The sequence below is a fragment of the Flavobacteriales bacterium genome, assembly GCA_016713875.1.
Classification (GTDB): domain Bacteria; phylum Bacteroidota; class Bacteroidia; order Flavobacteriales_F; family PHOS-HE28; genus PHOS-HE28.
Genome location: JADJOI010000003.1, coordinates 3,630,138 through 3,654,907 on the forward strand (window position 1 = coordinate 3,630,138; position 24,770 = coordinate 3,654,907).

The 24,770-nt window shown below is 66.1% G+C and carries 25 protein-coding genes; 13 read left to right on the forward strand and 12 right to left on the reverse strand.

Features of this window, described 5'->3' with window-relative positions; translation table 11 throughout:
- Nucleotides 1-147 precede the first annotated feature (147 nt).
- On the reverse strand, nt 148-567 hold the full coding sequence (locus IPJ87_16980) for a four helix bundle protein (GenBank protein ID MBK7943539.1): 420 nt from the start codon (nt 565-567) through the stop codon (nt 148-150).
- 830 nt (nt 568-1,397) lie between these two features.
- Complete coding sequence (locus IPJ87_16985; protein ID MBK7943540.1) at nt 1,398-2,657, reverse strand: methionine adenosyltransferase; 1,260 nt, start codon at nt 2,655-2,657, stop codon at nt 1,398-1,400.
- A 161-nt stretch (nt 2,658-2,818) separates the two neighbouring features.
- Here IPJ87_16985 and IPJ87_16990 point away from each other — a divergent pair, with 161 nt between their 5' ends.
- Nucleotides 2,819-3,409, forward strand: a complete 591-nt coding sequence (locus IPJ87_16990) for a hypothetical protein (GenBank protein ID MBK7943541.1) — start codon at nt 2,819-2,821, stop codon at nt 3,407-3,409.
- A gap of 12 nt (nt 3,410-3,421) precedes the next feature.
- On the opposite strand, the gene gldA is transcribed toward IPJ87_16990, so the two are convergent.
- On the reverse strand, nt 3,422-4,330 hold the full coding sequence (gene gldA / locus IPJ87_16995; protein ID MBK7943542.1) for a gliding motility-associated ABC transporter ATP-binding subunit GldA: 909 nt from the start codon (nt 4,328-4,330) through the stop codon (nt 3,422-3,424).
- 181 nt (nt 4,331-4,511) lie between these two features.
- Between gldA and rsgA the strand changes: the two genes are divergently transcribed.
- From rsgA to IPJ87_17010, 3 genes are read left to right on the forward strand one after another with little or no spacing between them, the layout of a single operon-like run.
- Nucleotides 4,512-5,534 (forward strand): ribosome small subunit-dependent GTPase A, encoded by a 1,023-nt coding sequence (gene rsgA, locus IPJ87_17000; GenBank protein ID MBK7943543.1) that lies wholly within the window; start codon nt 4,512-4,514, stop codon nt 5,532-5,534.
- An 11-nt stretch (nt 5,535-5,545) separates the two neighbouring features.
- Nucleotides 5,546-6,355, forward strand: a complete 810-nt coding sequence (locus IPJ87_17005) for a 5'-nucleotidase, lipoprotein e(P4) family (protein ID MBK7943544.1) — start codon at nt 5,546-5,548, stop codon at nt 6,353-6,355.
- Between the two features lie 2 nt (nt 6,356-6,357).
- Entirely contained in the window at nt 6,358-6,810 is a 453-nt protein-coding gene (locus IPJ87_17010) for a D-tyrosyl-tRNA(Tyr) deacylase (GenBank protein ID MBK7943545.1), read from the forward strand.
- On the opposite strand, the gene IPJ87_17015 is transcribed toward IPJ87_17010, so the two are convergent.
- Together IPJ87_17015 and IPJ87_17020 are read right to left on the reverse strand one after the other, a co-directional pair.
- Nucleotides 6,800-8,572 carry a hypothetical protein gene (locus tag IPJ87_17015; GenBank protein MBK7943546.1) on the reverse strand — a complete coding sequence of 591 codons (1,773 nt, stop codon included), beginning with the start codon at nt 8,570-8,572 and terminating at the stop codon, nt 6,800-6,802. The two genes, IPJ87_17010 and IPJ87_17015, sit on opposite strands and share 11 nt — an antisense overlap.
- Nucleotides 8,569-8,943, reverse strand: coding sequence for a hypothetical protein (locus IPJ87_17020; GenBank protein ID MBK7943547.1), 375 nt, complete (start codon nt 8,941-8,943; stop codon nt 8,569-8,571). The genes IPJ87_17015 and IPJ87_17020 overlap by 4 nt, the downstream gene beginning before the upstream one ends.
- 37 nt (nt 8,944-8,980) lie before the next feature.
- Here IPJ87_17020 and IPJ87_17025 point away from each other — a divergent pair, with 37 nt between their 5' ends.
- Nucleotides 8,981-9,310, forward strand: a complete 330-nt coding sequence (locus IPJ87_17025; protein MBK7943548.1) for a nucleotide pyrophosphohydrolase — start codon at nt 8,981-8,983, stop codon at nt 9,308-9,310.
- A 12-nt stretch (nt 9,311-9,322) separates the two neighbouring features.
- Here the strand turns inward: IPJ87_17025 and IPJ87_17030 are convergent, their stop codons facing one another.
- From IPJ87_17030 to IPJ87_17060, 7 genes are all read right to left on the reverse strand, one after another.
- A complete protein-coding gene (locus IPJ87_17030; GenBank protein ID MBK7943549.1) occupies nt 9,323-9,697 on the reverse strand; it encodes a hypothetical protein in 375 nt (124 codons plus the stop codon).
- Nucleotides 9,698-9,700: 3 nt separating this feature from the next.
- Nucleotides 9,701-9,850 carry a hypothetical protein gene (locus tag IPJ87_17035; protein MBK7943550.1) on the reverse strand — a complete coding sequence of 50 codons (150 nt, stop codon included), beginning with the start codon at nt 9,848-9,850 and terminating at the stop codon, nt 9,701-9,703.
- A 4-nt stretch (nt 9,851-9,854) separates the two neighbouring features.
- Nucleotides 9,855-10,937, reverse strand: a complete 1,083-nt coding sequence (locus IPJ87_17040) for an SGNH/GDSL hydrolase family protein (GenBank protein MBK7943551.1) — start codon at nt 10,935-10,937, stop codon at nt 9,855-9,857.
- A 2-nt stretch (nt 10,938-10,939) separates the two neighbouring features.
- Nucleotides 10,940-12,805: a carbamoyltransferase gene (locus tag IPJ87_17045; GenBank protein ID MBK7943552.1), complete on the reverse strand. Its 1,866-nt coding sequence runs from the start codon at nt 12,803-12,805 to the stop codon at nt 10,940-10,942.
- Between the two features lie 72 nt (nt 12,806-12,877).
- On the reverse strand, nt 12,878-13,627 hold the full coding sequence (locus IPJ87_17050; GenBank protein ID MBK7943553.1) for a hypothetical protein: 750 nt from the start codon (nt 13,625-13,627) through the stop codon (nt 12,878-12,880).
- A 259-nt stretch (nt 13,628-13,886) separates the two neighbouring features.
- Nucleotides 13,887-15,161 (reverse strand): 3-deoxy-D-manno-octulosonic acid transferase, encoded by a 1,275-nt coding sequence (locus IPJ87_17055; GenBank protein ID MBK7943554.1) that lies wholly within the window; start codon nt 15,159-15,161, stop codon nt 13,887-13,889.
- Nucleotides 15,161-15,922, reverse strand: a complete 762-nt coding sequence (locus IPJ87_17060) for a hypothetical protein (protein ID MBK7943555.1) — start codon at nt 15,920-15,922, stop codon at nt 15,161-15,163. Before IPJ87_17060 ends, IPJ87_17055 begins: the two co-directional genes overlap by 1 nt.
- A 140-nt stretch (nt 15,923-16,062) precedes the next feature.
- On the opposite strand from IPJ87_17060, the gene IPJ87_17065 reads away from it, so the two are divergent.
- The 8 genes from IPJ87_17065 (at nt 16,063) to rfbB (ending at nt 24,647) form a co-directional block, all read left to right on the forward strand.
- Nucleotides 16,063-17,175 carry a DegT/DnrJ/EryC1/StrS family aminotransferase gene (locus IPJ87_17065; protein ID MBK7943556.1) on the forward strand — a complete coding sequence of 371 codons (1,113 nt, stop codon included), beginning with the start codon at nt 16,063-16,065 and terminating at the stop codon, nt 17,173-17,175.
- A gap of 37 nt (nt 17,176-17,212) precedes the next feature.
- Complete coding sequence (locus tag IPJ87_17070; protein ID MBK7943557.1) at nt 17,213-18,547, forward strand: UDP-glucose/GDP-mannose dehydrogenase family protein; 1,335 nt, start codon at nt 17,213-17,215, stop codon at nt 18,545-18,547.
- A gap of 8 nt (nt 18,548-18,555) precedes the next feature.
- Complete coding sequence (locus tag IPJ87_17075) at nt 18,556-19,548, forward strand: SDR family oxidoreductase (protein MBK7943558.1); 993 nt, start codon at nt 18,556-18,558, stop codon at nt 19,546-19,548.
- Between the two features lie 79 nt (nt 19,549-19,627).
- Nucleotides 19,628-20,494 carry an ABC transporter substrate-binding protein gene (locus tag IPJ87_17080; protein MBK7943559.1) on the forward strand — a complete coding sequence of 289 codons (867 nt, stop codon included), beginning with the start codon at nt 19,628-19,630 and terminating at the stop codon, nt 20,492-20,494.
- A 106-nt stretch (nt 20,495-20,600) separates the two neighbouring features.
- On the forward strand, nt 20,601-21,173 hold the full coding sequence (locus tag IPJ87_17085; GenBank protein MBK7943560.1) for an N-acetyltransferase: 573 nt from the start codon (nt 20,601-20,603) through the stop codon (nt 21,171-21,173).
- Nucleotides 21,174-21,177: 4 nt separating this feature from the next.
- Complete coding sequence (locus tag IPJ87_17090) at nt 21,178-22,218, forward strand: Gfo/Idh/MocA family oxidoreductase (GenBank protein MBK7943561.1); 1,041 nt, start codon at nt 21,178-21,180, stop codon at nt 22,216-22,218.
- Nucleotides 22,211-23,500, forward strand: a complete 1,290-nt coding sequence (locus IPJ87_17095) for a nucleotide sugar dehydrogenase (protein MBK7943562.1) — start codon at nt 22,211-22,213, stop codon at nt 23,498-23,500. The genes IPJ87_17090 and IPJ87_17095 overlap by 8 nt, the downstream gene beginning before the upstream one ends.
- Nucleotides 23,501-23,585: 85 nt before the next feature.
- Nucleotides 23,586-24,647 (forward strand): dTDP-glucose 4,6-dehydratase, encoded by a 1,062-nt coding sequence (gene rfbB / locus IPJ87_17100; protein ID MBK7943563.1) that lies wholly within the window; start codon nt 23,586-23,588, stop codon nt 24,645-24,647.
- Nucleotides 24,648-24,770: the final 123 nt, after the last annotated feature.

Consider the following 24,770-nt stretch of genomic DNA (forward strand, 5'->3'; position numbering starts at 1 on the left):
GCGAAAGTAGTGTGAAATCCGGATCTGGACGAAGGGGTAGAGGTCTTGTGGGGATAAGAGACTGGGAGACAGGGGGGTTTGTGGCGAGTAGGGAGTGGCGAGTGGCGAGTGGCGAGTAGCGAGTAGGGAGTGGTGAGGGATGCGGCCTCAACGGAGAAAGTAGGGGGTGGAGAGGTTGAACCAGAGTCCAAGCAGGGCCATCGCACCTGGGATATTGCGCCAGCCGGTGGTCTTGGTCTTGATGTAGGTCCGCAGGAGCCGGGCAGTCTGGTCCTGTAGGGCCATCATGCGGTCGATCTGATCCGGCGGGAAGTACTTCCTGCGGCGGGCAAGATGGAGCATGGAGCAAACTTCATTGCAGGAGCCCTTGGCGATCCAGAGGTAGCGGAGCTGATGGGCCTTCGTAGGCATTTCGTGGCCTTCTGCGATGTTGTTGCAGATGGACAGGGATGCACGGAATAACTGGTCCCTGAAGCCCCAGTTCTTGTTCTCGGATAGCGCGATGTCCACGGCCTCGTTCAAGTCCATGGCCCGCTGCCAGGCGATCGACTCTTCAAAGCTCTTCATGGGTGGGTGGGGATGGGTCGGGTTACGAGTAGCGAGTACCGAGTGGCGAGTAGCGAGTAGCGAGTACCGAGTGGCGAGTAGTGAGTACCGAGTGGCGAGTAGTGAGTACCGAGTGGCGAGTAGTGAGTACCGAGTGGCGAGTAGTGAGTACCGAGTGGCGAGTAGCGAGTAGCGAGTGGCGAGTAGTGAGTACCGAGTGGCGAGTAGTGAGTACCGAGTGGCGAGTAGTGAGTACCGAGTGGCGAGTAGTGAGTACCGAGTGGCGAGTAGTGAGTACCGAGTGGCGAGTAGCGAGTACCGGTGGCGAGTAGTGAGTGCCGAGTGGCGAGTAGTGAGTACCGAGTGGCGAGAAGCGAGTACCGAGTGGCGAGTAGTGAGTAGCGAGTGGCGAGTAGTGAGTACCGAGTGGCGAGTAGTGAGTACCGAGTGGCGAGTAGTGAGTACCGAGTGGCGAGTAGTGAGTACCGAGTGGCGAGTAGTGAGTACCGAGTGGCGAGTAGCGAGTACCGAGTGGCGAGTAGTGAGTACCGAGTGGCGAGTAGTGAGTACCGGTGGCGAGTAGCGAGTACCGAGTGGCGAGTAGTGAGTACCGAGTGGCGAGTAGTGAGTACCGAGTGGCGAGTAGTGAGTACCGAGTGGCGAGTAGCGAGTACCGAGTGGCGAGTAGTGAGTACCGAGTGGCGAGTAGCGAGTACCGAGTGGCGAGTACCGAGTGGGTTGCTGGATGCACCTCAACGCCAAGGTAAAGGGCCTCCTTGAAATGCGATCGCGAGTGACGATGGCGGACTCGCCACGCGTCACTCGCGACTCGATACTTGGGTCAGGGAAGCTTACAGCTTGAACGCCTTTTTCACCGCGGCCACGGCATTGAGCTCCTCCCAGGGGAACAGCTTCACCTTCACGGTGGCTTTCTGACCGGCGTTGCTGAAGGTCTTGGTCACCTCCTTGCACTCGCGGCCCATGTGCCCGTAAGCGGCGGTCTCGCTGTAGATGGGGGTGCGGAGCTTGAAGCGCTGCTCGATGAAGTACGGGCGCATGTCGAACTCCTTCAGGCCGCCCACCACCTGGGCGATCCGGCCGTCGCTCATCTTCACCTTGCTGGTGCCGTAGGTGTTCACGTAGAAGCCCACGGGCCTGGCCACGCCGATGGCGTAGGCCACCTGCACCAGGCATTCGTCGCACACGCCGGCCGCCACCAGGTGCTTGGCCACGTGGCGCGCCGCGTAGGCCGCGCTGCGATCCACCTTGCTGGGGTCCTTGCCGCTGAAGGCACCGCCGCCGTGCGCGCCCTTGCCGCCGTAGGTGTCCACGATGATCTTGCGGCCGGTGAGGCCGGTGTCGCCGTGCGGGCCGCCGATCACGAACTTGCCGGTGGGGTTGATGTGGTAGGCGATGTCCTTGCCGAAGAGGGCCTGCACCCGCTTGGGCAGCTTCTTCATTACGCGGGGGATCAGCACCTCGATCACGTCCTTCTTGATGCGCGCCAGCATCTTCGCCTCGCTGTCGAAGTCGTCATGCTGGGTGCTCACCACGATGGCGTCGATGCGCTTGGGCGTGTGGTCGTCGTTGTACTCGATGGTCACCTGGCTCTTGGCGTCGGGGCGCAGGTAGGGCATCTTGCTGTTCTTCTCACGGCGGATGGCGGCGAGCTCGCGGAGCAGCAGGTGGCTGAGCTCGAGCGGCAGCGGCATGAACGTATCTGTGTCGCGGCAGGCGTAGCCGAACATCATGCCCTGGTCGCCGGCGCCCTGTTCCTCGGGCTTCTTGCGCTCCACGCCCTGGTTGATGTCGGGGCTCTGCTCGTGGATGGCGCTCAGCACACCGCAGCTGTGCGCCTCGAACATGTACTCGCTCTTGGTGTAACCGATACGCTCGATCACCTCGCGGGCGATCTGCTGCACATCGAGGTAGGCGTTGCTCTTCACCTCGCCGGCCAGCACCACCTGTCCGGTGGTCACCAGGGTTTCGCAGGCCACCTTGCTCTGCGGGTCGAACGCGAGGAAGTGGTCGATGAGGGCATCGCTGATCTGGTCGGCGACCTTGTCGGGGTGGCCTTCGCTGACGGATTCGGAGGTGAAGAGGTAGGGCATGGGGCTTGGACTAAGCGGCGGCAAAGAACGGGGTTTCGCCGGGATGCGCCGACCCTGCGCACGGTCGTGGCTTCAAAGGGGGCCTGTTGGTAAGCCGTCCGTCCGGGCCCGGGACAAGGCCGTTGCGCCCCATCTACTTTTGCCCCATCGAACCTTTCGCCATGTTCCGCTCCCTGCTCGCCGCCGGCCTTCTGTGGGCCCTGACCCCCGATCACGCACACGCCCAAGCCTTCCAGGCCGGCGACAACGCCGTGGGGGTGGGCGTCGGGGTGGGCGGCAACTACTACCGCTATGGCAGCTACTACGGGTTCCGCCCCACGCTCTCTCTGATGTACGACCGCGGAACGGCCATCCCGGTGGGCCCAGGCGTCCTTGGCATCGGCGGCTATTTCTCCTATACCAACCGGCGCATTTACGAGGACTATCTCTACTGGGTGGAGGACAAGCGCTACGACTTCTGGAGCTTCGGCTTCCGCGGCACCTACCACTGGAACAGTTGGCACAAGGTGGAGAACTGGGATGTGTACGCGGGCATCGGCCTGGGCTTCACCGTCACCACGTACTCCGACCGGTCCACGTATTCCTCCACGTATTACGAGAACCTCTACCGCCGGAACTTCAACGCGCGGAGCCCGGTGCGTTCCTCGGTCTTTGTTGGCACGCGCTACTACTTCACGAACTTCCTGGGCGTGTTCGCCGAGGTGGGTTACGACACGTCCTTCCTCACGGCGGGGCTGCAGCTGAAGTTCTGAGGGGGCGGCGACTCACCCCTTGGTGAGCTCCTTGAACACCTCTTCCAGGCCCCGCGTGCTCTTCTGCAGGGTGAGCACCTTGCGGCCGTGGTCCACGGCGAACTGGAACACGGCGGGCCGCACATCCTGCTCGCGAGCATGGCCGATGGCCCACCGCACCGGGCTCTCCTGGCGCGCATGCACCACGCCGGGGATGGCCAGTAGCTGCCGCATCTCCACGCCACCGTCGAACTCCACCTCCAGCACCTCGAGGTCGCGCTGGGCGCTGCGCAGCCGGTCGGCCCGGTCGTCGGCCACGATGCGGCCGCGGTCGATGATGATCACCCGTTCGCAGATGGCCTCCACCTCCTGCATGATATGCGTGCTGAGGAGCACGGTCTTCTCGCGTCCCACGGTGCGGATGAGGCCGCGCACCTCTTCCAGCTGATTGGGGTCGAGGCCGCTCGTGGGCTCGTCGAGGATGAGCACCTGCGGGTCATGGATCAGGGCCTGGGCCAGGCCCACGCGCTGGCGGTAGCCCTTGCTGAGCGCGCCGATGCGCTTGTGCTGTTCACGCTCCAGGCCCACCAGACCGATCATCTCCCGCACCCGGGCCTCCTTCCCCTTCAGCCCGTGGATGCCGGCCACGAACTCCAGGTACTCGCGCACATACAGGTCCACGTACAGCGGATTGTGCTCCGGCAGGTAGCCCACGTTGCGCCGCACCTGCATGCTGGCCGAGCGGATGTCGTGCCCGCACACGCTGGCCTCGCCGCTGGTGGGCGGCAGGTAGCAGGTGAGCACCTTCATCATGGTGCTCTTGCCCGCGCCGTTGGGTCCCAGGAAGCCCACCACGCCCGCCTTCGCCAGCTCGAAGCTCACGTCGTCCAGCGCCTTCTGCGGGCCGTAGAGCTTGGTGATGCCGCGGACGGAGATGGACATGGGGTGTAAAGGTATCCTTGGGTGGTCAGCGAGGGATAATGTGTGAATGTGGAGATGTGGCAGCCACCTCAAGGGTTGACCTGCGTGGAGCATGCGACCTCACCCTGGCACGAACCTGAAGCCACATTCCTTTCATGTTCACATTTCCACATTGCAGCGCGTTCCCACCGATCTTCGCACCATGCCCACCGGCCTTGTGATGCGCTCCACCGGCAGCCGCTACCTGGTGCGTGGCGACGACGGCACGCTGCACGAGTGCGTGGCCAAGGGCAACCTGCGGATCAAGGGGTGGAAGAGCACGAACCCGGTGGCGGTGGGCGATCGGGTGGACTTCAGCCCGCAGGAGGATGCGGACCACCCGGGCGCCATCACCGACCTGCACGACCGGCGCAACTACCTGGTGCGGCGCAGCGTGAACCTGAGCCACCACAAGCATGTGATCGCCGCCAATCTGGACCAGGCGCTGCTGATCGTGACGGTGGCGCGCCCGCGCACCTCCACGGGCTTCATCGACCGCTTCCTGGTGACCGCCGAGGCTTACCAGGTGCCGGTGGTGCTGGTGGTGAACAAGGTGGACGACCTGGCCGACGACGAGATGGAGGACCTGGCGGAGCTGGTGGACACCTACCAGCAGGCGGGCTATCGGGTGCTGATGACCTCGGCGCGGACCGGGGCCGGGGTGGACGATGTGCGGGAGCTGCTCGCCGGCCGGGTGACCTTGGTGGCCGGGCACAGCGGGGTGGGGAAGAGCACCCTCATCAACAGCATCGATCCGGCGCTCGACCTGCACACCGCCGTCATCAGCGAGGCCAGTGAGAAGGGCCAGCACACCACCACCTACGCCGAGATGTTCGAGCTGGGAGTGGCGAGTGATGAATTGCGAGTGGCGAGTGATCAGCCGGCTGACACTCGCCGCTCGTCACTCGCCACTCAGGCCGTGATCCCACCGACCTTCATCATCGACACCCCCGGCATCAAGGGCTTCGGGCTGGTGGACCTGGAGGCCGAGGACATCGGCGATCAGTTCCCCGAGATCTTCCGGTTGAAGGGCGGTTGCCGCTTCAACAACTGCCTGCACAAGGACGAACCCGGCTGTGCGGTGCGCGCCGCGGTGGAGGCTGGAGAGCTGGCCGGAAGCCGCTACAGCAGCTACCGCGACATGCTCGAGGGCATCGATGAGGAGAGTCCTTACCGACTGGATTGAACCCGTGAACGATGCGCATCCCCGTCATTCCCCTGCTCGTCCCCGTCATGGGGCTCTGGTCCTGCACCGCTCAGCGCCCGGTGGCCGAGGATGCCGAGGCCGCTGCGGCAAGAGAGCTCGTGGCCCAGAACGTGAACGCCGCCCTCTACCAGAACGCTTCGGCCGAGGTGGCCTGGTTGTACGAGCAGGGATATGCCTACGCCCGGCTGAAGCTCGACGCCAACCTCGCCATGCCCGATAGCCTGCCACCGGCCGTGATCGTGGACGTGGACGAGACCGTGCTCGACAACAGCCCGTACGAACTCGAGAACATCCGTGCGGGGCGCGGCTACAGCCCGGAGACCTGGAAGGCCTGGACCGCGCGGGCCGAGGCCAAACCCCTGCCCGGTGCACTGGACTTCCTGAACCACACGGTCTCCCACGGTTGCAGCGTGTACTACATCACCAACCGCGATGCCGATGAGAAGGAGGTGACCATCGCCAACCTCGCCGGGCTAGGATTCCCCATGGCGGACAAGGAACATGTGCTCACCATGCAGGGCACCAGCGACAAGACGGCCAGGCGTGATTCGGTGCGGCGCACCCATCGTGTGGTGCTGCTGGTGGGCGATCAGCTCACCGATTTCGAACAGGTGTTGAAGGACCGGAGTGCTGGTCAGGGACTGCCGGGCATGTACATGATGTCCGGCCAACTGTCGCAGTATTTCATCCTCCTGCCCAATGCCACCTATGGGTATTGGCGCGACGGCATCACCGGCAAGGGAAGTGCGGTGGAGAAGCGCGACCGGGTGCGGTCCTTCATCCAGCAGCGCGAGCACTGACCATGAGGGCCGTGCTGCAGCGGGTATCCGGAGCGTCGGTGCACATCGGCGGGGCCGAGCACGCGCGCATCGGTCGTGGTCTGCTGGTGCTGCTGGGCGTGGAGGTGGGCGACACCGCTGCGGAGGCCGAGTGGCTGTGCGGCAAGATCGCCCGCATGCGGATCTTCCCCGATGCGGACGGGGTGATGAACCTCGACATCACCCAGGTCGGTGGGGAGGTGCTCCTGGTGAGCCAGTTCACCCTCCAGGCGAGCACCGCCAAGGGCAACCGCCCGAGCTACATCCGCGCGGCCCGGCCTGAAGAGGCGGTACCGCTTTATCTGCGCGTCAAGCAACTGCTCACCGAGGCTGTGGGCCGACCGGTGCGCACCGGTGAGTTCGGCGCGGACATGCAGGTGGAGCTGGTGAACGACGGCCCGGTCACCATCCTCATCGACAGCCGGCTCAGGGAGTAAGGCTGCGGTCCACCAGCACGCGGGCGGTCCGTCGGTCGTCGCCGCCACCCACCACGAGCAGGTGCAGGCCCTGGGCGTGGCGGTCGAGCACCACTTCGGAACGGCCCGGGCCGGCGGGGCGCCGAAGGAAGGCCACGGCACGCCCGAGCGCGTCGAACACCTCGATCGGCGATCCGTGGCAGGCCACGGAAAAGCGCCCGGCGGACGGATTGGGCACCACGTCCACGAGGGGAGCGGACCATTCCGCGCTTACCGTGGGGCCGGTGGCGATGGTGCCGTCGTGATGCATGATCCGCAACCGATAGAAGTTGGTGCCGGTGACGGGACGGAGATGCGTCAACGCGTATTCGGTCTCCTGCGCAGGACCACCGGAAGCCTGCACCTCGCTCACCGTGGTCCAGGCCTCGGGCCCGGTGCCGTGGTCGATCAGGAAGGAGCGCACCCCTTCCTCGCTGGAGGTGTGCCAGGCGAGGGCGATGCCCGCCTCGACCGGGTCGGCCGTGAAGCCGGTGAGCGTGATAGGCAGCACGATGGGGTCGCAGCTCACCGTGGCGGTGCCGCCGAACTCCAGGGGCACCAGGGTGGTCACGCTGCTCCAGTTGCTGAAGCAGATGATGTACTGCTGACCGGCCAGCACGTTGAGCGGCGGCTCGAAGTTGCCGGCATCACCGCCGGGCGGGGTGGTGGCCGCAAGCCCGGTGCCGCCGAAGGCCACCTCGTTCCAGTTGCAGCGGATCGGCGCGAGGGTGTTGGCGGAGATCGCGGAGCAGGTCCCTGGCGTGTAGGGGTACATGATCCAGTCGTAGAAGCCGGCCTGGCTGCCGAGCCCGCCGAAGGTGAACTCCAGCGATCCACTGCCGCTGATGTTGACCACCATCCAGGTGCTGTTGAGCTCGTTGTTGCGCAGGCAGCCCCAGTTGTCGCTGCCCCAGGTGCTGAAGGCCAGGTCGCCCAGCAACAGGTCCGGATTGCCCAGGGAGCCGAGCGGCGGGATCTCATTGAGGCTGCCGATGCCGTTGGGGTCGATCTGGAAGGCGTAGTTCGTGCAGATGTTTACGGCTTGCGGGCAATCGCTGGCCGTCACCGGCCCGCTGCTGATCGAGCAATTCGTGGTGGGGCTCAGGTCGATCACCTGCTGGCCGATGCTGCCGGTGGCCAGGGTGCCCGAGCCCACCGTGGTGCCGCCGCTGTTGGTCAGGGTCCAGGTGGCGCCGTTCCATCCATCGCCGAAGGAGTCGAACATCTGCATCACGAAGCAGCCGGTGTCCAGGCAAAGCACCTGGGAACTCGGGGCGAAGCCGGTGCCCACGATCTGCACGCCGCTCACCAGGTTCCAGCTCACCTCGGTGGGGAAGCTGCCGCCGCTGACCGTGAGCGTGTAGTTGCTGCAGTTGGCGCCACCGCACCCGCCGCCGAGGTTCACCTGCGCGGTGCCGAAGGACCCGTTGGCCAGCGTTCCGGAGCTGACGATCGTGTTCGCCGGCTGCACGCGGACCACGAAGCTGGCGCCGTTCCAGCCATCGCCGAAGAGATCGTACATGTACATGGTGTAGCAGCCGGCCGGCAGGCACACGCTCACCGTCTGGGGGGCGAAGCCCGTGGCCACCGTGACGCCCAGGTCGTTCACCAGCTCCCAATCGATCTCGAAGTCCCAGGTGCCACCACCTACGGTGATGGTGTAGTTCGTGCACTGCGCGGACGCGCCCTCCGCCCCGATCCCCAGCAGGAGCGCGGCGACCAGGAGGGTCCGCAGGGTCTTCATCGCTCGGCGGGGGCCTGATCGCAGGTGCGGGGATCGAGGTGCCGGAAGGGTCCGATGCCGTCCAGCGGCGTGCGCCGATAACAACGCAGGCTCATGCCCAGCGGCGCGATCGACTGGTCGAGCTGGGCCTGGGTGACAGGGCTGCCAGGGCTCAGGTGAAGCAGCAGGTTGCGCGTGTTGTGGTCCACGCGGCCCATCTCGACGCCGGGCAGTTGGCGGATGAGGACGGCGGCCTGATGGGCATGCTGCGGGCTGCGCACACCATCGACCACCGCCTGCACCTGATCGCGCTCCTCCTGCGCCGCCGCCGGCAGGGAGATGCACAGCACAAGCGCGATCCACACACCTTTGTGCAAAACCCGGCTGATCATGGCGGTGGAAGATACGAGTTCGGGACTAAGGAGCACGATGACGCTCCGCAGCCTTCAGACCGAGGTGGACCAGTGGGTCGGCACCGTGGGGGTGCGCTACTTCGATCCGCTCACCAACATGGCCATGCTCGCCGAGGAGGTGGGCGAGGTGGCGCGGATCCTCGCGCGGCGTTATGGAGAGCAGAGCGAGAAGGAGAGCGACCGGGCAAAGGACCTCGGCGAGGAGCTGGCCGATGTGCTGTTCGTGATGCTGTGCCTGGCCAACCAGACCGGCACGGACCTGGGGGCGGCGTGGGAACGCCGCATGGTGGCGAAGACCGCACGCGATGCCGAACGGCACCGGAACAATCCGAAGCTGAAGGGCTGACCCCCTGCGCCCTCACCAGGGCGTTTCCAGGTCCTTGGCCACGTAGGTGTGGTCGCGCACCGTCCACACACTGCCGGTGGGCTTGCGCAGGGCGAGGCCATCGGAGCGGCCCAGGCGGCGCAACAGCGCGATGGGCGTCAGCAGCGCGAAGAAGACCGCGCTGAGGAGCACGCGTCCGTTGAACCAGCCCAAGGCGAGGGCCAGCTTCATCCAGCCGCGGTGCACCAGGCGGGCCAGCGGTGGCAGCAGCAGGCCGATGAGGCCGGCGCACACGGCCACCACCAGCATCCACGGTTTGTGGAAGATGAAGTGCAGCACCAGGAAGCCCGTGGTGATGACCAGCATGCTGGCGTCGGTGCGTTCCTCGGGGTGGGCCGGGGCGCTCATGGCTCAGAACAGGGTGTAGATGAAGGGGGCCACGGCCGATCCGCCGCCGATGACGAGCAGCACGCCGAGCAGCAGCAGCACGATGATGACGGGGGCAAGCCACCACTTCTTGCGGCTCCACAGGAAGCCCCAGAGGTCCTTCAGAAAGTCCATGCGTTCAGTGCGTCAGGTGTTGCGGAAAGCGGGCCGAAAGGTAGGCGGTGAGCCGTTCCGCGCACAGGGCTGCGACCGCGGCGGAACCGGCCTTGGTGAAGTGGAACGCGTCGTAGAAGTGTGCAGGCCCGCCAGGCAGTTCACGGGCCAGGTCGATCAGCGGCAGGTCCTGTTCCTCGGCCACGCGGCGTGTCACGCTGTTGATGAGGTCGAGGCGTTCAAGCAGGGTGCGTCCATCCGTGCCGGTGAGCAGGGGCAGGTCCAGCAGCCTTCGCGCGAGCGCCGTGTCCATGACGTTGGCAGCGATACAGGGTTGCGTCATCAGCACCGGCTGGCTTCCCTCAGCGCGGCATAGGGTGATCAAGGCCTCCAGTCGGGCGCGGTACCGAGGAAGCAGGGCCTGCTCGCGCGCCAGCTGCATCCGCAGGCTGTCCGGTGGAAGCGGAGCCGGTGTGCCGTCCAACTCGAGGGCGCGGTGCCCGATCCCGGCTTCGCGCACCGTGCGCGCCTGCCGCCAGGCCCGCCAGGTGCGGAGGATGGCGCTGTGCTCCGGCCAGGACCGGGAGCGCTGGCGCCACTGTGCCCGGTCGTACCGCCCCAGGTCGCTCCGCCCCAGCTCATTGGCGCCCACCAGAAGCAGAACCACCTGCGGGCGCAGCGGGAGCACCACGTCATCCAACAGGATGGCGTGCCCGAAGGTGCTGTGGCCGTCGAGCCCGGCGTTGTTCACCCAGATGGGGCGGCCTTCCCGGGATAGCTGCGCACCGAGGAGCGCGGGCCAGTCCTGGCCGTCGCTCAGGTACATGCATTCGGTGGTGCTACCGCCCACGGCCACGATGCGCAGCAGCCCGGCGGTGTCACGCGGAAGGTCGGGTCCGCGCAGGCCCAGGTGGTTGCGGTGCACATGGATGACCGTGTCGCTGCCGGGCAGGGCGGAGCCGCGGATCACATCGTCCACATCGGTGGGCAGCACGAGGCGGTCGCCCTGCACGCGGATGCCCAGCGGGGGCCACAGGCGGAGCAGCACCTCGGCCGCGGCCACGGTGAACAGCAGCAGCAACAGGGCGGTGCCGACGCGCCGCGCCATGGTCAGTCGAGCACGAACTCCTCCTTCCAGTTGTCCGTGCGCTGCCAGGCGGGCTGCTCGGGCTTCAGGAAGAGGTGGTCGCCCACCACCAGGGCGTCCATCTCGGTGCGCATGAAGCAGCGGTAGGCGTCCTCGGGGGTGCACACGATGGGTTCGCCGCGCACGTTGAAGCTGGTGTTCACCAGCACGCCCACGCCGGTGCGGGCCTTGAAGGCGCTGATGAGGGCGTGGAAGCGCGGGTTGGTCTCGCGGTGCACGGTCTGCACGCGCGCGCTGAAGTCCACGTGGGTGATGGCCGGCAGGCTGGAGCGCTCGTGGTACAGCTTTTCGCGGATGCCGAACTGCGGGTAGTCGGACGGCAGCGACTTGCGGAGGTCGTGCTGCACGGGCCGCACCAGCAGCATGTAGGGCGAGCGGGTGTGGATGTCGAAGTAGCGGGGGGCGTCCTCGGCGAGCACGGCGGGGGCGAAGGGGCGGAAGCTCTCGCGGTACTTGATCTTCAGGTTGAGCTTCTTCTGCATCTCGGTGTCGCGGGGGTCGCCCAGGATGCTTCGGGCGCCGAGGGCGCGGGGACCGAACTCCATGCGGCCGTTCACCCAGCCCACCACCTTGCCCACGGCCAGCAGCGCGGCGGCGCGCTCCACCAGTTGCGTCGGGTCGTCGAAGCGGTGGAAGGGCGCGCTGTAGCGGCGCGCGGTGCGTTCCACGTCCTGCGTGGTGATGTCCGGACCGAGGTAACCACCGCGCATGGCGTCGGGCTGTTCGGCCATGTCGCGCGCGGCACCATGGTGGATGTGGTGCGCAGCGTAGGCAGCACCCAGAGCGCCACCGGCATCACCCGCGGCGGGTTGGATGAAGAGGTCCTTGAAGAGGCCGCTCTCGAGCAGCTTGCCGTTGGCCACGCAGTTGAGGGCCACGCCGCCGGCCAGGCAGAGGTGGTCGCTGCCAGTGAGGCGCTTCGCCTCGCGCGCCATGCGCAGCACGGCCTCCTCGGTCACCTGCTGGATGGCCAGCGCCAGGTCGCAGTGATGCTGGGCAAGCTCATCCTTCTCAGGTTCGCGGCGCGGGAAGCCGAACAGCTTGGCCCAGGCCGCGTCGTCGGCCATGCGCAGACCGGCCGCATAGTCGAAGTAGCGCTGATCGAGCCACACCGAGCCATCGTCGTTCAGGCGCACGAGCTCCTTGAGGATGAGGTCGCGGTAGCGCTCCACCTCCGGCGATCCGGCGCGGCCATACGGGGCCAGGCCCATCAGCTTGTATTCGCCGCTGTTCACGCGGAAGCCGCAGAAGTAGGTGAAGGCCGAATAGAGCAGCCCCAGGCTGTGCGGGAAGCGGAGCTCGCGCAGGATCGTCATGTCCTTCCCCTTGCCGTGGCAGATGCTGGCGGTGGCCCACTCGCCCACGCCGTCGATGGTGAGCACGGCGGCATCGGTGTAGGGCGAAGCGTAGTAGGCGCTGGCCGCGTGGCTCAGGTGGTGCTCGGGGAAGAGCAGCTTGCGCATCACGGGCCCGGGGTCGCCGAAGGCCTTCAGCTCGTCGCGGATGAGCTTCTTCAGGAAGAGCTTCTCCTTCATCCACACGGGCATGCTCATCAGGAAGGAGCGGATGCCCTTGGGGGCGAAGCCATAGTACGTCTCCAGCAGCCGCTCGAACTTCAGCAGGGGCTTGTCATAGAAGGCGATGGCGTCCAGGTCCTCAAGGCGTACACCGGCCTCCTCAAGGCAATAGCGCACCGCGTGGGTGGGGAAGCCGGGGTCGTGCTTCTTGCGGGTGAAGCGTTCCTCCTGGGCGGCGGCGATGATGCGGCCGTCCTGGAGCAGGGCGGCGGCGCTGTCGTGGTAGAAGGCGGAGATGCCGAGGATCCTCATGATGGGGGCGCCAAGGTAGCGGGGCCGGGGAAAGACGGAGGGTCGGCCCGAACGCTGCCTCTCGCCCGGAGGTCAGGGGCGCAGCACCCGGATCATCCGCGGGGCACCGGTGGGCGCCTGCACCTGCACCAGGTAGAGGCCCGCTGGCCGCTCGCTCAGGTCCACCAGGCCCGGCGCGCGTAGGTCCGCTGGCAGGACGCGCCCCTGCGCATCGTGCACGGAGCGCACCGCCGTGCCCGGCGGCTCCACCTGGTAGAGCCCTTCGGTGTCCAAGGTTCGCACGGTCGGCGCCGCCGCCGGTGCCGCCTCGGCCATCGCCGTGGGCACCTGGTCCACGCACAGGGTCATGTCCCGCGTCACCTGGCCGATCAGTTGTCCGTTGCGCCATTCCGAGCAGCGGATGACCACGTTGTAACGGCCGATGAGCTGCGGGTGGTCCCACAGCAAGGTGCCGGTGGTGGGATCCAGCCAGAACAGCGGAGTGCCAGGCACTACTTGGTCCGCAGGCACATACCCCGGGATGGACTGGCACGCGTCGCCCAAGGGTTCCACCAGCTCGAACGACAGGCTGTCACCGTCCGTGTCCACGGCACCGGGGTCGTGCACCAGGGTGCTGAAGCTGAAGGCCGCCTCGGTCTGCATGTTGGTGAACCGTGTCGAGCTGTTGGCGGCGACCATTGGGTCGATCACCAACAGGGTGTGCAGACAGAACGCCACATTGACCGAATTCGGGATGTTCAGGATGCTGTTGGTGCGGTTGGGGTCGGTCACGGTCAACAGGTAAGTGCCGTATCCCGGATACGTATGGGAGCCGGTGTACACGTGCAGCTCGGTCGTACAGGCCGTCCCTTGAAGTGGGGGTGATGCTCGTGCGCGGCAGGGTGTCCACCACGCCGTCGCCCATGTCAACAGGCATCCCGGGGCGGTCCGCCGGAGAGCTCGCATCCACAAACAGGTGCAGGGTCACCGTGTACGTCGAGGCGGATAGCGCGTCCACGTAAAGTTCACCGCCAAGGATGTGGGTCGCTTGGACCCGGACAATGCTGGCGAACGCCATCAGAAGGAGGATGCTGCGCATGGGTCAGGGGTGTTTCTCGAGTCCTTGCTGCACACCGTCCACCACCCGTGCTGTGGCGCCGGCTTGCTCGCGCACATAGCGAGCGGCGGCCTCCCCGGCGGTCCGGCGGGCTTCGGGATCGGTCAGCAGGCGCTGGAGAACGGTGCGCAGCTGGTCGATATTGCCCACCTCGAAGCCGGCGCCGGCGGCGATGAGCGCGCGGGCCTCGGCGAACTTGGCGTGGCGTGGACCGAAGATCACCGGCAGGCCCCAGGCCGCGGGCTCCAGCAGGCTGTGGATGCCCTCTCCGAACCCACCGCCGACGTAGGCCACATCGCCATGCCGGTAGAGGCGCGCCAGCAGGCCCATGCGGTCCACCAGCAGCGTGCCGGCCGGGTTGCTTCCCAGCATCGCGGCGGCGTTGCCCGGTGAGGTCCGTTCCAGCTCGCTCCATCGGACCAAGGGCTTGGGGAAGCGCGCTTCGGTGGCCGCCAGCCCGGACGTGGAGATCTCGTGGGGCACCACCACGACTTTCGCGGGAAGGTCCATGCCGGCCAGGGCATCGCGCAGAAGCGCTTCGTCCGCCGGCCAGGTGCTGCCGCAGATCAGCGCAGGTCCCGCCCCGCGGAAGGCCGCGGCCGTGGGCAGCTCCTCGTTCGCCTCCACGATGGCGCGCACACGATCGAAGCGCGTGTCGCCGCTCACCGTCACGTGGCGGATGCCGATGCGTTCCAGCAGGGCGCGCGAGCCCTCGTCCTGCACGAAGAGGTGGGTGAGGCCGCGCAGCATGCGGCGCCACGCGCCGCCATACCACTGGAAGAAGGGTTGACCGGCGCGGAAGATGCCGCTCACCAGAAAGGTGGGGACGCCCGCCGTGGCAAGGGCGCCCAGGGTGCCGGGCCAGAACTCGTACTTCACCCAAAGGACGGCCGAAGGGCGCAGCAGCGCGACGAGCCGGGCGCCGTGGGCCGCGCTGTCGGCGGGCAGGTGGTCCACGTGCGTGGCCAGGGGCAGGTCCTTGCGGGCCTCGTAGCCGCTGGGGCTGAAGAAGGTGACCAGCACGGGGCGGTCGGGGTGTGCGGCATGCAGGGCTTCGAGCACGGGCCGGCCCTGTTCGAACTCGCCCACGCTGGCGCAGTGCATCCACAGGCAGCCCTGCAGGGCCGGGGCCTTTGCCTGCAGCCGCTCCCACAGGCCGCGGCGGCCCGTCACCCAGGCGCGCGCCTTCGGGTGGAAGGGTGCGGCCGCGCGCACCAGGATCGTGTAGCACGCCGGGACCAGGTGCGCCAGGCCGGCCATCAGTAGATGTAGAAGCTGTCCGCCTTCCGTCGGTAGATGGGCACGGTCCATCCGGCGCGCAGGCCGGTGAGCACGTCGGTGCGGCGGTCGGTGTCGCTGCGGCCGGTATCGAAGTTCATGGCGCGCAACGGGGTGGTGAGGCCCACGATCATCTCGAAGCCCACGTGGAAGTTGATGAATCGGCGGTTGCCGAGGTGCTGATAGCCCAGGGCGAAGCCGAAGGCCGGTCCGGCGCACAACCGGTCGTAGCCCTCCAGGTAGTCGCCCTCCAACTGGGGCACGGTGTTGTTCTGCGTCTCGATGCGGATCTTGTGGCGCATGTAACCGCCCATGAGCTTCAGCATGAGGCCGCTGTTGGGGTTGGGCCCTACGATGGGCAGGATCTTGCCCACCACGGCCATGGCCGTGTAGCCGCGCTGGTAGGTGAAGACGGTGGCGGGTTGTCCGTTCTGGTCGAGCACCTGTCCGGCGGCGTTGCGCACACCGTTCAACAGACCGGGCTCCACCACCTTGTTGCCGAAGAGGAAGCCGCCCTCGGCGCCCAGGAAGTAGTTGCTGCGCAGCTTCACCACCGCGCTGAGGCCCAGGTTGCTGTTGTGCCCGAAGCGGGTGGCCAGTGAGCCGCCCGGCACCTGATAGCTGTAGCTCACGGTCACCGGCACCAGCACGATCGACGAGTCGCGCACGCTCCGTTGTGCGACGGCCGGCGCTGTGGCGAGCGCGACAAGGAAGGGGAGGAGGATGCTGCGGGACCCGATCATGGACGCGCGAAGGTAGCGGCTTGTGCGCCGGGACAATGCGCGCCAAGCGCCCGCCGATCGCGGCCCGGCCGCGAGGGCCGATGGCTATCTTCGCCGCCGCGCGCCGCAGGCGCATCCCCGCATCCATGAATCCCATCCATATGGTCGACCTCGTCGGCCAGTACGCCCGCATCAAGCCCGAGGTGGACGCCGCGATCCAGAGGGTGATCGAAAGCACCGCCTTCATCAACGGACCGGAGGTGAAGGCGTTCGAGCAGGAGCTGGCGACCTACCTCGGTGCGAAGCACGTGATCGGCTGCGCCAACGGCACGGACGCGCTGCAGATCGCCATGATGGCCTTGGACCTCAAGCCGGGCGATGAGGTGATCACCCCGTCGTTCACCTTCGTGGCCACGGTGGAAGTGGTGGCGCTGCTGGGCATCGTGCCGGTGTTCGCCGACGTGCTGCCGGGAAGCTTCAACCTGGATCCGGAGGACGTGCGGCGCAAGATCACTCCCCGCACCAAGGCCATCGTGCCGGTGCACCTCTTCGGGCAGACGGCGGACATGGACGCCATCATGGCCATTGCGAAGGAGCACAGCCTGTACGTGATCGAGGACAACTGCCAGGCCATCGGCAGCGACCACCGCTCGTCCGCGGGCGCCGTGCGCAAGGCCGGCACCATCGGCCACATCGGTACCACCAGCTTTTTCCCCAGCAAGAACCTGGGCTGCTACGGCGATGGCGGTGCCCTGTTCACCGATGATGAGGCGCTGGCGAAGAGGCTTCGCCGGGTGTGCAACCACGGCAGCGAGGTGCGTTACTACCATGAGGTGGTGGGCGTGAACAGCAGGCTGGACAGCCTGCAGGCGGCGGTGCTGCGCATCAAGTTGCGGCACCTGGACGCCTACGCCGAGGCTCGTCGCCAGGCCGCCGCCGCGTATGATGCGGCCTTCGCCGGTTTGCCCGCGCTCACCATCCCTGACCGCAGCTCGTTCAGCACCCACGTGTTCCATCAGTACACCCTGCGCGTGTCCGGCGGGCGCCGCGATGCCCTGCGCAAACACTTGGAGGACCGGGGGATACCGGCGATGATCTACTACCCTGTACCCTGTCACCTGCAGAATGCGTACAAGAGCCCCCGCTTCGCTGAAGGGTCGCTGCCGGTGACGGAGCGGCTCGTCCATGAAGTGCTGAGCCTGCCCATGAGCACCGAACTGGACACCGAGCAACTGGAGCACATCACCGGGGCCGTGAAGGCCTTCTTCAACTGAGACCGACCGGGCGTCGACCGCCCCAATCAACCGCCGAATGAACATCGCAGTCGTAGGAACAGGATACGTGGGGCTGGTGACCGGCACCTGCTTCGCCGAGACCGGCAACCACGTGGTGTGCGTGGACATCAACGAGGAGAAGGTGCGCCAGCTGAAGGCCGGGCAGGTGCCGATCTATGAGCCGCACCTCGATGTGCTCTTCGAGCGCAACATCCGCCAGGGCCGCCTGCGGTTCACCACGGATCTGAAGGATGCGGTGGCCCAGGCGCAGGTGATCTTCCTGGCCCTGCCCACACCGCCGGGCGAGGATGGCAGCGCCGACCTGAAGTACGTGCTGGGCGTGGCCGACGACCTGGGCCGCATCATCACCGACTACAAGGTGATCGTGGATAAGAGCACCGTGCCCGTGGGCACCGCCGAAAAGGTGCACGCCGCGCTGGCGCGGAACGCGAAGGAGGAGCTCTTCGACGTGGTGAGCAACCCCGAGTTCCTGCGCGAGGGCTTCGCCGTGGACGACTTCCTGAAGCCGGACCGCGTGGTGGTGGGCACCAGCAGCGAGCGTGCCCGCAAGGTGATGGAGGAGCTTTACAAACCCTTCGTGCGGCAGGGCAACCCCATCATCTTCATGGACGAGCGCAGCGCCGAGCTCACCAAGTACGCCGCCAACGCCTTCCTGGCCACCAAGATCACGTTCATGAACGAGATCGCGAACTTCTGCGAGAAGGTGGGCGCCGACGTGGACAAGGTGCGGATCGGCATCGGCACGGACACGCGCATCGGCAAGCGTTTCCTCTTCCCCGGCATCGGCTACGGCGGCAGCTGCTTCCCCAAGGATGTGCAGGCGCTGGCCCACAGCGGCGATGAGGCCGGCTACACTTTCGAGATCATCCGCAGTGTGATGGCCGTGAACGAACGCCAGAAGATGAGCTTGGTGGACAAGGTGAAAGCGCACTTCGGCGGCTCGCTCAAGGGGCGCCGGTTCGCCCTGTGGGGCCTGGCGTTCAAGCCGGACACCGACGACATCCGGGAAGCACCCGCCCTCTACATCATCGACGGCCTGCTGAAGGAGGGTGCCCAGGTGGCCGCCTTCGATCCGGAGGCCATGCCGAACGTGCAGCGCCTGCTGGGCGACCGAGTCACCTTCGCAGCTGACGAATACGAGGCGTTGCAGGGGGCCGATGCCCTGCTCATCGCCACCGAATGGGCCGAGTTCCGCACGCCCGACCTCAAGCGTGTGGGCGAGCTGCTCAAGGAGAAGCTGATCTTCGACGGCCGCAACCTCTACGACCTCGACCACATGCAGGACAACGGCTTCACCTACGTGAGCGTGGGCCGGCAGACCGTGGGCGCGAAGAAGCCGGTGAACGCCTAGGACACACCATGCCACGCGAACGCGTCCTCATCACCGGAGCCGCCGGCTTCCTGGGCTCGCACCTGTGCGACCGCTTCATCAAGGAGGGATACCATGTCGTGGGCATGGACAACCTCATCACCGGCCGGCTGAAGAACATCGAGCACCTCTTCAAGCTGGAGCAGTTCGAGTTCTACCACCACGACGTCTCCAAGTTCGTGCATGTGCCCGGTGAGGTGAAGTACATCCTGCACTTTGCCAGCCCCGCCTCGCCGATCGACTACCTGAAGATCCCGATCCAGACCCTGAAGGTGAGTTCGCTGGGCACGCACAACCTGCTGGGCCTGGCCAAGGCCAAGAAGGCGCGCATCCTGGTGGCCAGCACCAGCGAGGTGTACGGCGACCCGCAGGTGCATCCGCAGACCGAGGACTACTGGGGCCACGTGAACCCCATCGGCCCGCGCGGCGTGTACGACGAGGCCAAGCGCTTCCAGGAGGCCATCACCATGGCCTACCACACCTACCACGGGTTGGAGACGCGCATCGTGCGCATCTTCAACACCTACGGACCGCGCATGCGCCTCAACGACGGCCGGGTGCTGCCCGCCTTCATCGGCCAGGCGCTGCGGGGCGAGGACCTCACCGTGTTCGGTGACGGCTCCCAGACCCGCAGCTTCTGCTACGTGGACGACCTCATCGAGGGCATCCACCGCCTGCTGTTGGGCGACTACGCCGGTCCGGTGAACGTGGGCAACCCCGGCGAGATCACCATCAAGCAGTTCGCCGACGAGATCATCAAGCTCACGGGCACCACGCAGAAGGTGGTGTACAAGCCGCTGCCCAAGGACGACCCCATGCAGCGTCAGCCGGACATCAGCCTGGCGCGCAAGCTGCTGGGCTGGGAGCCGAAGGTGAGCCGCGCCGAGGGGTTGAAGATCACCTACGACTACTTCAAGGGCCTCACCCCCGAGGAGCTCAATGAGAAGGAGCACTTCAGCTTCGAGGGGTACGCGCGAAAGTGAGCCCAGGATCTGTTGGTCGATCGCCAAGCTCAAAGCAGGAAGCGCCACACCTTTGCGCTTGAACCCTGAGTCTTGAGCCTTGAAGCGTGAACCGCTCCGCGTCGCCGGCGTGCCCGAACCCTACAACCTGCCCTGGCACATGGCCATGGAGCGGGGCCGCTTTGCAGAGGCGGGCATTGACCTGCAGTGGCACACCGTGCCCGAAGGCACCGGTCGCATGTGCCGGATGCTGCGCGATGGCGAGCTGGACATGGCCGTGCTGGTGACCGAGGGCGCCGTGCGCGACATACTGAACAGCGGCCCGCACCGCATCGTGAGCACCTTCGTGGAGAGCCCGCTGCCGTGGGGCGTGCATGTGCCGGCACGGTCGGACCTGCGGGAGCCCGCCCGGTTGAAGGGCGTTCCCTTTGCCATCAGCCGGCTCGGCAGCGGCAGCCACATCATGGCCATGGTGTATGCGGAACGGCTCGGCTGGCGTCCGGGACCGCAGGATCTGGAAGTGGTGCACAACATGGAGGGCGCCGCCGCGCGCATGGCCGAGGGAGGCCCGGTGATCTTCCTGTGGGAGACCTACGTCACTTCACGCTACGTGGAGGCCGGTGTCATGCGCCGTGTGGACGAGGTGCGTGGCGACTGGCCGGGTTTTGTGATCGTGGCGCGGGAGGAGTTCGCGCGTGCGCATCCGGCACGGCTTGAACGCGCGCTGGAGGTGCTCCGACGTGAGGCCTTGGCCCTCCGCGAGGACCCGCGCTCGGTGGAGCTGGTGATGCGCAACGCGGGCTTCAACGACGAGCTGGCCCGCGAATGGCTGCGGCATGTGCGGTGGAAGGTGGGACGGCCACGTTCCGGGGTGTTGCAGCCACTGATCGGAACGCTCCAGGACCTGGGTCTCGTGCCGGAGGGCGCCCCCTCCGACCCCGTTGTCGCGGACACTGGGTCGGGTTAGGTAACCCGCTGGGGTCCAGCTGGCTCACAGGTCGCCCGGAAGCGGTACCTTCGCAGCCCTTCGGCGTGGGTCCATGGGCACATGGGCACATGTCCACGATGCGCACATGTCCTACACCGCCCATCCCACCGCCGTCATCGACGAAGGAGCGACCATCGGGGCCGGCACCCGCATCTGGCACTTCAGCCACATCATGCCGGGCTGCGCGATCGGGGAGGGCTGCAACATCGGGCAGAACGTGGTGGTGAGCCCCGGCGTGACCCTGGGCCGCAACGTGAAGGTGCAGAACAACGTGAGCATCTACACCGGGGTGGAGTGCGGTGATGACGTGTTCCTGGGCCCCAGCATGGTGTTCACCAACGTGATCAATCCCCGCAGCGCCGTGGCGCGCCGGGATCAGTATCTGCGGACACGGGTGGGACGGGGGGCCAGCATCGGCGCCAACGCCACCATCGTCTGCGGGCACGACATCGGCGAGTTCGCCTTCATCGGCGCCGGCGCGGTGGTGACCAAGGAGGTGCCCGCCTACGCCTTGGTGGTGGGCAACCCCGCCCGGCGCACCGGCTGGATGAGCGAGTACGGTCACAAGCTGAGCTTCAATGAGGCGGGTGAGGCCACCTGCCCCGAGAGCGGGCAGCGATACGAACTGAAGGAAGGCCGCGTATCCCGCATCGACTGAACCCATGAGCAGCGGTCCCCACGACAAGGTGCGCTTCGCCGTCATCGGCTGCGGCCACATCGGCAAGCGGCACGCGGAAATGATCCAGCGCGACGGCGAGGCGGAGCTGGTGGCGCTCTGCGACGTGCGCCCCCGAGCGGAGCTGGGCCTCGACGGACACGACGTGCCCTTTTTCACCGACCCGGTGGTGATGCTGCGCGACGTGCCCGGCATCGATGTGGTGAACGTGTGCGGTCCCAACGGCCTGCATGCGCGGCACAGCCTGCTGGCCCTGGAGCACCGCAAGCACGTGGTGTGCGAGAAGCCCATGGGCCTCAGCAAGGCCGACTGCGAGGCGGTGATCTACAAGGCCCTGCAGATGCATCGCCACGTCTTCGGTGTGATGCAGAACCGCTACAGCCCGCCGAGCCAGTGGATCAAGGGCGTGGTGGACCGCGGGCTTTTGGGCGACATCTATCTGGTGCAGGTGAACTGCTACTGGAACCGCGATGCGCGTTACTACAAGCCGGGCGGATGGAAGGGCACCGCGGAGCTCGACGGGGGCACCCTGTTCACCCAGTTCAGCCACTTCATCGACATCCTGTACTGGCTCTTCGGCGACATCGCCGACATCCAGGGCCGCTTCGCCGACTTCAACCACGACGGGCTCACCGAGTTCGAGGACAGCGGGCTGGTGAACTTCCGCTTCCTCAACGGCGGCATGGGCTGCCTGAACTACAGCACCAGCGTGTGGGACCGGAACCTGGAGAGCAGCATGACCATCATCGGGTCCACGGGCAGCGTGAAGATCGGCGGCCAGTACATGGACCAGGTGGAGGTGTGCCACATCAAGGACTACACCATGCCCGAGCTCGCGCCCACCAACCCGGCCAATGACTACGGGGCCTACAAGGGCAGCGCGCAGAACCACCACTACATCATCCGCAACGTGGTGGAGACCATCAAGGGAAGCAACACCATGACCACCAATGCCCTCGAGGGCCTCAAGGTGGTCGAGATCATCGAACGCATCTACGAGAAGAGGGATGAGCAGCAGTCTGTATGACCGCCTTGTGCGGAAGGAGGCCAAGCTGGCCGTGATCGGCCTGGGCTACGTGGGCCTTCCCATCGCGCTGGCCTTCGCGCGGAAGCTGAAGGTCGTGGGCTTCGACATCAACCGGAAGCGCGTGGACATGATGCGCCGCAACGAGGACCCGAGCAACGAGCTCGCGCCGTCCGAGTTCGAGGGCTGTGACATCCACTTCACCGCGGACCTCAGCGACCTGAAGGACGTGGAGTTCTTCATCGTGGCGGTGCCCACGCCGATCGACGACCAGAACATCCCCGACCTGCGGCCGCTGCTGGGCGCCACGCGCACGGTGGGGCAGGTGCTGAAGAAGGGCGACCACGTGGTGTACGAGAGCACCGTGTACCCCGGCTGCACCGAGGAGGACTGCGTGCCCCTGCTGGAGAGCCTCAGCGGGCTGAAGTCCGTCACCGACTTCAAGGTGGGCTACAGTCCCGAGCGCATCAACCCCGGCGACAAGGAGCACACGCTGGAGCGCATCGTGAAGGTGACCAGCGGCTGCGATGCCGAGAGCGCCGAGACCGTGGCCAAGGTGTACGAGCTGGTGGTGAAGGCCGGCGTGCACCGCGCGGCCAACATCAAGGTGGCCGAAGCCGCCAAGATCATCGAGAACACCCAGCGCGACGTGAACATCGCGCTCATCAACGAGCTGTCGATCATCTTCAACCGAGTGGGCATCAACACCTACGACGTGCTCGAGGCGGCCGGCACCAAGTGGAACTTCCTCAAGTTCCAACCCGGGCTGGTGGGCGGCCACTGCATCGGGGTGGACCCCTACTACCTGGTGTACAAGGCGAAGGAGCTCGGCTACCATGCCCAGATCATCGACAGCGGCCGATTCGTGAACGACAGCATGGGCGGCTACGTGGCCAAGCAGACGGTGAAGAAGATCATCGCCTCCGGCAAGAACCCCGCCGAGGCCCGCGTGCTGGTGATGGGCGCCACCTTCAAGGAGAACGTCACCGACATCCGCAACAGCAAGGTGATCGACGTGGTGCGCGAGCTCACCAGCTTCAGCTGCCACGTGGACGTCACCGACCCCCACGCCGACAGCGAGGAGGTGGTGCACGAGTACGGCTATTCCCTCGCCAAGGAGATGAAAGGACCCTACGACGCCATCATCGTGGCCGTGAACCACACCGAGTACGCCAACAAGGACGAGGCCTGGTTCAAGAACATGCTGACGGCGAAAGGCATCCTCGTGGACCTGAAGGGCATCTACCGCAAGAAGGTGAAGAGCGTGAACTACTGGAGCCTGTGAGCTGAACCACAGATGGACGCGGACGGATACAGATATGCTCAAGACCTCCGTTCCCATCCATCATCTGTGTCCATCCGTGGTTGAAATGAAGGAGCCGCGGACCATCCTCATCACCGGCGGCGCCGGCTTCATCGGCAGCCACGTCGTGCGCCGCTTTGTCACGAAGTACCCGCAGTACCGCATCGTCAACCTCGATGCGCTCACTTACGCGGGCAACCTGGAGAACCTGCGTGACATCGAGAACGCGCCCAACTACACCTTCGTGAAGGCCGACATCTGCGACGCCGATGCCGTGACCAAGGTGTTCCAGGACTTCAGCATCGATGGTGTGGTGCACCTCGCCGCCGAGAGCCATGTGGATCGTAGCATCACCGACCCGCTCGCCTTCGTGCGCACCAACGTGTTCGGTACGGTCACCTTGCTGAATGCAGCGAAAGAGGCCTGGAAAGGAGCAATGGAGGGCAAGCGCTTCTACCACGTGAGCACCGATGAGGTGTACGGCTCGCTGCACGGCGGCGGTTTCTTCACCGAGGAGACGCCCTACGACCCGCAGAGCCCGTACAGCGCGAGCAAGGCCTCCAGCGACCATTTTGTGCGCGCTTATGGCAACACGTACAAGCTGCCCTTCGTGGTGAGCAACTGCAGCAACAACTACGGCAGCCACCACTTCCCGGAGAAGCTGATCCCGCTCATGATCAACAACATCCGCAACAACAAGCCGCTGCCCGTGTACGGCAAGGGTGAGAACGTTCGCGACTGGTTGTGGGTGGAGGACCATGCCTCCGCCATCGACACCATCTTCCACACCGGGAAGAACGGTGAGACGTACAACATCGGGGGCCACAACGAGTGGAAGAACATCGACCTGGTACACCTGCTCTGCGCCGTGATGGACCGCAAGCTGGGCCGTACGGAAGGGGAGAGCGCGAAGCTGATCACCTACGTCACCGACCGCGCGGGGCATGACCTGCGCTACGCCATCGATGCCAGCAAGATCGAGCGCGAACTGGGCTGGAAGCCGAGCATCACCTTCGAAGTGGGGCTCGAACGCACGGTGGATTGGTACCTGGCCAACACCGAGTGGCTGGACCACGTGACCAGCGGGGCCTACCAGCAGTACTACGCGGACCACTACGCCGGGCGATGAGGGACACCGACACCCTTGCACCGTCGCGCCGCTCCACCCTCGCACCACACCACCCTCGAACCGCATTCCTGTTGATCCGCTCAGCGCCCTCTGCCCCTCTGCGTGAGGCTTCGCCTGCTCTCC